Annotated in this window: 1 protein-coding gene; it reads left to right on the top strand. The window is 45.1% G+C overall.

Translation table 11 applies throughout. The features are described 5' to 3' along the window. A partial coding sequence (locus AB4653_RS17605) for an ATP-binding cassette domain-containing protein (RefSeq protein WP_372104854.1) occupies positions 1-790 on the top strand: 790 nt, incomplete at both ends.

The following is a 790-nucleotide window of genomic DNA, read 5'->3' as shown; positions in this document are numbered from 1 at the left end:
GATCATCATTTCGCACGACCGTCACTTCCTAAACTCTGTTTGTACACACATGGCTGACCTTGATTACGGCGAACTTCGTCTATTCCCAGGTAACTACGATGAGTACATGACGGCTGCGACTCAAGCTCGTGAACGTCTACTGTCTGACAACGCTAAGAAGAAAGCACAAATTGCTGAACTTCAAACGTTCGTATCTCGTTTCTCTGCTAACGCATCTAAAGCGAAGCAAGCAACGTCTCGTGCTAAGCAGATCGATAAGATCCAACTAGACGAAGTTAAAGCGTCTAGCCGTCAAAACCCATTCATCCGTTTCGAACAGTCTAAAGAGCTATTCCGTAACGCACTTGTGGTTGAAAACCTATCTCAAGGTTTTGAAGAAGACCTATACAACAAGTTCGACGGTATTTTCGAAGTAGGTGAGCGTGTTGCTATCATTGGTGAAAACGGTGTGGGTAAAACAACACTACTTAACACACTAGCTGGCGCTCTTGAGCCACGTACTGGTGAGTACAAGTGGTCTGAAAACTCAAACATCGGTTACTACGCTCAAGATCACGCACACGATTTCGAGACAGACATGAACTTGTTTGATTGGATGAGCCAATGGCGCCAAGAAGGCGAAGACGAGCAGGTTGTTCGTGGTTTCCTAGGTCGAATGTTGTTTGGTCAAGACGACATTAAGAAATCTGTAAAGGTTATCTCTGGTGGTGAACAAGGTCGTATGCTTCTTGGTAAGATCATGATGCACAAGCCAAACATCCTGCTTATGGATGAACCAACGAACCACATG

The organism is Vibrio sp. 10N.222.48.A3 (genome assembly GCF_041475345.1).
Lineage (GTDB): Bacteria > Pseudomonadota > Gammaproteobacteria > Enterobacterales > Vibrionaceae > Vibrio > Vibrio tasmaniensis_A.
The sequence above is the reverse complement of the archived record's forward strand: the minus strand, read 5'-3'. Positions and strand labels throughout refer to the sequence as shown.